Source organism: Hydrogenophaga sp., assembly GCF_030656115.1.
GTDB lineage: Bacteria > Pseudomonadota > Gammaproteobacteria > Burkholderiales > Burkholderiaceae_C > Hydrogenophaga.
In genome coordinates, this window is the sequence record NZ_JAUSOO010000031.1 from 45,965 (window position 1) to 53,382 (window position 7,418).

The 7,418-nt window shown below is 62.6% G+C and carries 6 protein-coding genes and 1 pseudogene; 3 read left to right on the forward strand and 4 right to left on the reverse strand.

Features of this window, described 5'->3' with window-relative positions:
• Positions 1–12: 12 nt before the first annotated feature.
• From sdhA to Q7J58_RS03810, 4 genes are all read right to left on the reverse strand, one after another.
• A complete protein-coding gene (sdhA, locus tag Q7J58_RS03795; RefSeq protein ID WP_304823642.1) occupies positions 13–1,818 on the reverse strand; it encodes a succinate dehydrogenase flavoprotein subunit in 1,806 nt (601 codons plus the stop codon).
• Positions 1,819–1,822: 4 nt separating this feature from the next.
• On the reverse strand, positions 1,823–2,188 hold the full coding sequence (gene sdhD / locus Q7J58_RS03800) for a succinate dehydrogenase, hydrophobic membrane anchor protein (protein ID WP_304823645.1): 366 nt from the start codon (positions 2,186–2,188) through the stop codon (positions 1,823–1,825).
• 22 nt (positions 2,189–2,210) lie between these two features.
• Positions 2,211–2,642, reverse strand: coding sequence for a succinate dehydrogenase, cytochrome b556 subunit (gene sdhC, locus Q7J58_RS03805; protein WP_304823648.1), 432 nt, complete (start codon positions 2,640–2,642; stop codon positions 2,211–2,213).
• A gap of 159 nt (positions 2,643–2,801) precedes the next feature.
• On the reverse strand, positions 2,802–3,638 hold the full coding sequence (locus Q7J58_RS03810; protein WP_304823651.1) for a GntR family transcriptional regulator: 837 nt from the start codon (positions 3,636–3,638) through the stop codon (positions 2,802–2,804).
• Between the two features lie 212 nt (positions 3,639–3,850).
• Between Q7J58_RS03810 and Q7J58_RS03815 the strand changes: the two genes are divergently transcribed.
• The 3 genes and pseudogenes from Q7J58_RS03815 to Q7J58_RS03825 form a co-directional block, all read left to right on the forward strand.
• The gene (locus tag Q7J58_RS03815) at positions 3,851–4,837 is read left to right on the forward strand and encodes a malate dehydrogenase (protein ID WP_304823654.1); all 987 of its coding nucleotides are present in this window, start codon (positions 3,851–3,853) and stop codon (positions 4,835–4,837) included.
• A gap of 21 nt (positions 4,838–4,858) precedes the next feature.
• A complete protein-coding gene (locus tag Q7J58_RS03820) occupies positions 4,859–5,869 on the forward strand; it encodes an aldolase/citrate lyase family protein (RefSeq protein ID WP_304823656.1) in 1,011 nt (336 codons plus the stop codon).
• Between the two features lie 68 nt (positions 5,870–5,937).
• Positions 5,938–7,418: pseudogene (locus tag Q7J58_RS03825) on the forward strand (aconitate hydratase B); the annotation flags it as partial.

Consider the following 7,418-nt stretch of genomic DNA (forward strand, 5'->3'; position numbering starts at 1 on the left):
ATGGACGCTGGCTTAGAACGTGCGCACTTTGGGCGGCACCGAGGCCACGGTCAGCGGCTTCAAGTTCACGGGCTTGTACGACAGGCTGTTGGTGGCGCTGTCCCACAGCGTGTGCTTCATCCATTCGACATCGTTGCGACCCAGTGGGAACTGGGCGTCATCGGCGGGGCGCTCGTAGTCGTTGACGGTGTGGGCGCCACGGCACTCGCGGCGGGCGGCGGCTGAGGTCATGGTGGCCTGTGCGGCTTCCATCAGGTTGTCCACTTCCAGCGCTTCGATTCGGGCGGTGTTGAACACCTTGGACTTGTCGCCCAGGGTGATGTTGGCCACGCGCGAGCGCAATGCGTTGATTTTGGTCACACCTTCGTCCATGGACGCCTGGGTGCGGAACACGCCCGCGTGTTGCTGCATGATGGCGCGCATGTCGTTGGCCACGTCCTGCGCGTATTCGCCGCTGGTCGTGTTGTCCAGGCGAGCCAGGCGAGCCAGGGTTTTGTCGGCCGCATCGGCGGGCAGTGGTTTGTGGGTCTTGTTCTTGTCGTTGAATTCGACGATGTGGTTGCCGGCAGCACGACCGAACACCAGCAAGTCCAGCAGCGAATTGGTGCCTAGGCGGTTGGCTCCGTGCACGGAGACGCAAGCGCATTCACCCACCGCGTAGAGGCCATTGACCACTTTTTGGGCGCCTTGTCCGTCGGGTGCAACCACCTGACCGTGGATGTTGGTGGGGATACCACCCATCTGGTAGTGGATGGTGGGCACCACCGGAATGGGCTCACGGGTGATGTCGACGTTGGCGAAGTTGTGGCCGATTTCTTCCACCGACGGCAAGCGCTTGCGGATGGTCTCGGCACCCAGGTGGTCGAGCTTCATCAGCACGTAGTCTTTGTTGGGACCGCAGCCACGGCCTTCCTTGATTTCCTGGTCCATGCAGCGCGACACGAAGTCGCGTGGCGCCAGGTCTTTCAATGTGGGCGCGTAGCGCTCCATGAAGCGCTCACCGTTGCTGTTGAGCAAAATCGCACCTTCGCCACGGCAACCTTCGGTCAGCAACACGCCCGCGCCGGCCACGCCGGTGGGGTGGAACTGCCAGAACTCCATGTCTTGCAGCGGAACGCCGGCGCGAGCCGCCATGCCCAGACCGTCACCGGTGTTGATGAAGGCGTTGGTGGAAGCCGCAAAGATGCGACCTGCACCGCCGGTGGCCAGCAAGGTGGTCTTGGCTTCCAGGATGTAGGTTTCGCCAGTTTCCATTTCAAGGGCAGTCACGCCCACCACGTCGCCTTCGGCGTCGCGGATCAGATCCAGCGCCATCCATTCGACGAAGAAAGTGGTGCGGGCGGCCACGTTTTGCTGGTACAGCGTGTGCAGCATGGCGTGGCCGGTGCGGTCGGCGGCGGCGCAAGCGCGTTGCACCGGCTTTTCGCCGTAGTTGGCGGTGTGGCCGCCGAAGGGGCGCTGGTAGATGGTGCCGTCGGGGTTGCGGTCGAACGGCATGCCGAAGTGTTCCAGCTCGTAAACCACTTTCGGGGCTTCGCGGCACATGAACTCAATGGCATCCTGGTCGCCTAGCCAGTCCGAACCCTTGATGGTGTCGTAGAAGTGGTAATGCCAGTTGTCTTCGCTCATGTTGCCCAGCGAGGCCGACACGCCACCCTGCGCCGCCACGGTGTGGCTGCGGGTGGGGAACACTTTGGAGAGAACAGCCACTTTCAGGCCGGCGCGGGCGAGTTGCAGCGAGGCGCGCATGCCGGAGCCGCCAGCACCGACGATCACCACATCAAATTGGCGCTTGGGAAGATTTGCAGTTGCGGTCATGGCTTTAGAGCCTCCAGAGAACTTGAACAGCCCAGCCCAGACAGGCCACGAGCCAGACGATGGTGAAGACGTGCAGCGCGAGGCGAATGCCTGCGGGCTTGACATAGTCCATCCAGATGTCGCGCATGCCGATCCACACGTGGTAAGCAAGGGCAACGAAGATCACGAATGTGAGTGCTTTCATCCATTGAGCGGCGAAGATGCCAGCCCATGTTTCGTAGCCGATGGGGCCGCTGGTGAACAGCACCTGCACCAGCACGATCAGTGTGAACAGCGCCATGAGGGCGGCGGTGACGCGCTGCGCCAGCCAGTCGCGCAAACCGTAGTGGGCGCCAGTGACGACGCGGTGGGATCCGAAATTGACAGACATGTTGTTATTTCCTCGCGGTGAATCAGTACAGGCCAAACAGCTTGGCGCCCAGCACCACGGTCAAGCCGATGCTCAGCACCAGGGTGGCGATGGCTGAAGACTTGCCGAACTCTTTGCTCACCGCATGGCGGGCGTCCATGTAGAGGTGGCGAACACCGGCGATCAGGTGGTGCAGGTAAGCCCAGATGATGGCCAGCACGACCAGCTTGAAGAACCAGCTAGGCACAAAACCCAGACCCACCGAGAAGGCGGCGCTGAAGCGTTCGAACGACAGTTCCGAAGACACCGAGGTGTCGAACAGCCAGACGATCAGCGGCAACAAAATGAACATCAGGCCGCCGCTGGCGCGGTGCAGGATCGACACCCAGCCCGCCAGTGGCAAGCGGTAGGTGGTGAGATCCTTGAAGGCGTTGATGTTGCGGAACTCGGGCCGCTTCTTGGTCAACTCGGTCATGGTGGGGCTTTCTTCCGGGGAGGACAGGGGGTTTGGAAGGGGGATGTAACTCGTTGGTAACTCAGACCACGGGCTGTCAAATTCTATTGCAACGCAGCATACCGGAGGCTGACACTCGGATGTTTGCTCTGACTTTCATGGCACTGGTGCATGCGTGGCTTAGCTGAGTTCGTTGCGGTAGTGGCGCGATTCGGTGCGGTACAAGCCGCGTCGCAGCTCCATGGGCACGTCGTTGTAGGTGCAGGCAAGGCGCTCCACGCTCAGCAGCGGGTGGCCCTCGGGTACACCCAGCAACCGGGCTGCGTCGGCGTCGGCGCTCACGGCCTTGATCTTTTCGGTGGCGCGTACCATGCGCACACCAAACTGCGTTTCAAACAGCGCGTACATCGGCCCCTTGTCTTCAGACAAGGTTTCCAGCGTCAGGCCTTTGAAGGGACCGCCGGGTAGCCACAGGTCTTCCAGAATGGCAGGTGTGCCGGCAAAGGCCAGCACGCGCTTGACCTGCAGGATCGGGTCGCCCGTGCGCAACGCCAGCTGGCGAGCCACCTCGGCGCTGGCACGCAAACGGCGGCATTCGATGATGCGGCGCTCGGCCGGGCCTTGGCCAGCAAGGTCGCCGGTGTCGGGCAGCAGGCGCAAAAAACGGTATTGGATGTGCTGCTCGGCGTGGGTGGCTACATAGGTGCCTTTGCCCTGGCGGCGTACCAGTAGGTTGTCCGTGGCCAGTTCGTCGATGGCTTTGCGCACCGTGCCCTGGCTCACGCGAAAGCGCGCAGCCAGGTCGAATTCACTGGGGATCATGTCGCCCGGTTTCCACTCTCCGGCCTGCAGGCTGCGCAAGATCAGTGTTTTGATTTGCTGGTAAAGCGGGCTGAACGCAGGTGCGATATGGCTGGGTTGGGTTGGACCATCGGCAGCCGAGTGCTCCGTACCCTCGGCCGCAATGCGGCCGTCTTGGGGTGGCGGTTCAGGGGGGTGTGCGGATGGGTTGGCCATGGGTTCTGTGGACTCTGCGGTACCGCTCGGTCATCGCAATCATATCTTATATAAGACATAAGACAAATTGACGTATCCGGGTTTGCGAGGGTACACTTGGAGACAGGCCTTGATGCACGGACCGTTGGTCGGATCCTTTGTTTTCCGTGTTTCAGGGATCGTTTCACATCCTATTTTTTCGTTCCCCAACGTCCTTTTCTGGAGTTTTCACCATGAGCAAGAAGCCCGTTCGTGTTGCCGTTACCGGTGCCGCTGGTCAGATCGGTTACGCCCTGCTGTTCCGTATCGCCTCGGGCGAGATGCTGGGCAAAGACCAGCCGGTGATCCTGCAGTTGCTGGAAGTGCCGGTGGACGGCCCGCAAAAGGCGCTCAAGGGCGTGATGATGGAGTTGGACGATTGCGCCTTCCCGCTGCTGGTTGAAATGACCGCTCACAGCGACCCGATGACCGCCTTCAAGGACGCTGACTACGCGCTGCTGGTTGGCTCGCGCCCCCGCGGCCCAGGCATGGAGCGCGCCGAGCTGCTTGCCATCAACGGCGCCATCTTCACCGCCCAGGGCAAGGCCCTGAATGCCGTGGCCAGCCGTGACGTCAAGGTGTTGGTGGTCGGCAACCCCGCCAACACCAACGCCTACATTGCCATGAAGTCGGCCCCCGATCTCAAGCCGGGCAACTTCACTGCCATGCTGCGCCTGGACCACAACCGCGCCGCCAGCCAGCTGGCCGCCAAGACCGGCAAGGCCGTGTCGTCCATCAAGAAGCTGGCCGTGTGGGGCAACCACTCGCCCACCATGTACGCCGACTACCGTTTCGCCACCATCGACGGCGCTTCGGTGAAAGACATGATCAACGATCAGGAATGGAACGCCAACGTGTTTCTGCCCACCGTGGGCAAGCGCGGCGCCGCCATCATTGAGGCGCGCGGCCTGTCGTCGGCCGCTTCGGCCGCCAACGCCGCCATCGACCACATGCGCGATTGGGCCCTGGGCACCAACGGCGAATGGGTCACCATGGGTATCCCTTCGCAAGGCTGGTACGGCATCCCCAAGGACGTGATGTTCGGCTTCCCCGTCACCTGCGCCAACGGCGAATACACCGTGGTCGAAGGCCTGGAAATCGATGCCTTCTCGCAAGAGTGCATCAACAAGACCCTGGCCGAGCTCGAAGGCGAAAAAGACGGTGTGAAGCACCTGCTGTAACCGCTTGGTAACCCGTCTGTGATGCCTCACCCGCGCGACATCCTTGCAGGAGCACAGGCCGGCGCGTTTGCGTTGCCGGTCTGTGATCACTACAGCGGGGTTGAGGCGCGCATGCGCAAAAGCCTGCAGTTGCAGGCCGAGATGACCGACGAGTTGGGTGCCTGCGTTTTTGACGTGACGCTGGACTGCGAAGACGGCGCTCCGGTGGGTGGCGAGGTTGAGCATGCCGCGCTGGTGACCGAGCTGGTCTTGGCGGCCCAGGCGCGAGCCCGTGTGGCGGTGCGGGTTCACCCAGTGGACCATCCCCATTTCGATGCCGACGTAGCCTCCATTGCTGGCCGGGCGGCCGCGCGTCTCACGCACCTGATGGTGCCCAAGGTCGAATCGGTGGCCGATGTGCAACGTGCCGTGGCCGCGCTGGACGCTGCTGGAGCCACTGCGTTGCCGCTGCACGTGCTCATTGAATCGCCAGCGGCGGTGCACCGCGCATTTGACATCGCGGCCCACCCTCGGGTGCAAAGCCTGAGTTTTGGCCTGATGGACTTTGTCTCGGCCCACGGTGGCGCCATACCGGCGAGCGCCATGGGTGTAGCGGGCCAGTTCGGTCACCCGTTGGTGCTGCGCGCCAAGCTCGACATGGCTTCGGCGTGTCACGCCCACGGCAAAGTGCCCTCGCATTGCGTGGTCACCGAGTTCAAAGACCTGTCGGCATTGAAGGCAGCCGCTCGCAAAGCCGCCAACGAACTGGGCTACACCCGCATGTGGAGCATCCACCCCGACCAGATCCGTGCCATCGTGGCTGCTTTTGCACCCAACGAGGGCGAGGTGCACGACGCAGCTTGCATTATTGAACGCGCCGCCTCCACCGACTGGGCTCCGGTGCAATTTGAAGGGCGCCTGCACGACCGTGCCAGCTACCGTTATTACTGGCAGTTGCTGGAGCGCGCGCACCGCACTGGGGTGCAGCTCCCCGAACCGGTGCGGCACTACTTTGTTTCGACCGCCACCGGGACCGGTGCTGGGCGGCACTGAGCTTGCTTGCAACCCACGGTTGCTTTTTTCAAGACCCACGAACATTTCCTTTTTTCCTGGAGAACGCCATGTCTGCAACCTTCCTGTCCGACTACCGCGCCCACGCCGCCGAACGCGCTGCGCTGGGCATTCCGCCGCTGGCCCTCGATGCCAAGCAGGTGGCTGCCCTGATCGAACTCATCAAGGCACCGCCCGCAGGCGAAGACGCTTTCCTGATGGATTTGCTCACGCACCGCGTACCCCCGGGCGTGGACGATGCGGCCAAGGTCAAGGCATCCTTCCTGGCCGCTGTGGCGCACGGTGACATCCAGGTCGCCCTGATCTCCAAAGCCAAAGCCACCGAGCTGCTGGGCACCATGGTCGGCGGCTACAACGTCCACCCCCTCATTGAGCTGCTGGACGACGCCGAAGTGGCCGCCGTGGCCGGTGCCGCGCTCAAGAAAACCCTGTTGATGTTTGACTACTTCAACGACGTGGCCGAAAAAGCCAAGGCCGGCAACGCCGTGGCCCAAGAAGTGATGCAGAGCTGGGCCGACGGGGAATGGTTCACCAGCCGCCCCGAAGTGGACCAAAAAATCACCGTCACCGTGTTCAAGGTGCCCGGTGAAACCAACACCGACGACCTGTCGCCCGCGCCCGACGCCACCACGCGCCCCGACATCCCCATGCACTACCTGGCGATGTTGAAGAACACCCGCCCGGACGCAGCCTTCAAGCCCGAGGAAGATGGCAAGCGCGGCCCGATGCAGTTCATTGAAGACCTGAAGAAAAAAGGCCATCTGGTGGCCTACGTGGGCGACGTGGTCGGCACCGGCTCTTCGCGCAAGTCGGCCACCAACTCGGTGGTTTGGGCCACCGGACAGGACATCCCCTTCGTGCCCAACAAGCGCTTCGGCGGCGTCACCCTCGGCGGCAAAATTGCCCCCATCTTTTTCAATACCCAAGAAGACTCCGGCTCGCTGCCCATTGAAGTGGACGTGTCCAAGCTGGAAATGGGCGACGTCATCGACGTGCTGCCCTACGACGGCAAGCTGGTCAAAAACGGCGAAACCGTGGCCGAGTTCAAGCTGAAAAGCGACGTGCTGTTTGACGAAGTGCGCGCCGGTGGTCGTATCAACCTCATCATTGGCCGCAGCCTGACCGCCAAAGCCCGCGAATTCCTGGGTCTGCCAGCCTCGACGCTGTTCCGCCTGCCCAGCGTGCCCACCGCCACCAACGCCGGTTTCACGCTGGCGCAAAAAATGGTCGGTCGCGCCGTTGGTTTGCCAGAAGGCCAGGGCGTGCGTCCCGGTACGTATTGCGAACCCAAAATGACCACCGTGGGCAGCCAAGACACCACCGGCCCCATGACCCGCGATGAACTGAAAGACTTGGCCTGCCTGGGCTTCAGCGCCGACTTGGTGATGCAGTCCTTCTGCCACACGGCTGCCTACCCCAAACCCGTGGACGTGAAAACCCACCGCGAACTGCCCAAGTTCATCAGCAGCCGCGGCGGCGTGGCCCTGCGTCCTGGCGACGGCGTGATCCACAGCTGGCTCAACCGCCTGCT

Excerpts from the sequence above, each read along its gene's own strand:
- Q7J58_RS03810 (WP_304823651.1), bottom strand. The coding sequence starts at position 3,638 with ATGGCCAACCCATCCGCACACCCCCCTGAACCGCCACCCCAAGACGGC.
- sdhD (WP_304823645.1), bottom strand. The coding sequence starts at position 2,188 with ATGTCTGTCAATTTCGGATCCCACCGCGTCGTCACTGGCGCCCACTAC.
- sdhA (WP_304823642.1), bottom strand. The coding sequence starts at position 1,818 with ATGACCGCAACTGCAAATCTTCCCAAGCGCCAATTTGATGTGGTGATC.
- sdhC (WP_304823648.1), bottom strand. The coding sequence starts at position 2,642 with ATGACCGAGTTGACCAAGAAGCGGCCCGAGTTCCGCAACATCAACGCC.
- Q7J58_RS03815 (WP_304823654.1), top strand. The coding sequence starts at position 3,851 with ATGAGCAAGAAGCCCGTTCGTGTTGCCGTTACCGGTGCCGCTGGTCAG.
- Q7J58_RS03820 (WP_304823656.1), top strand. The coding sequence starts at position 4,859 with ATGCCTCACCCGCGCGACATCCTTGCAGGAGCACAGGCCGGCGCGTTT.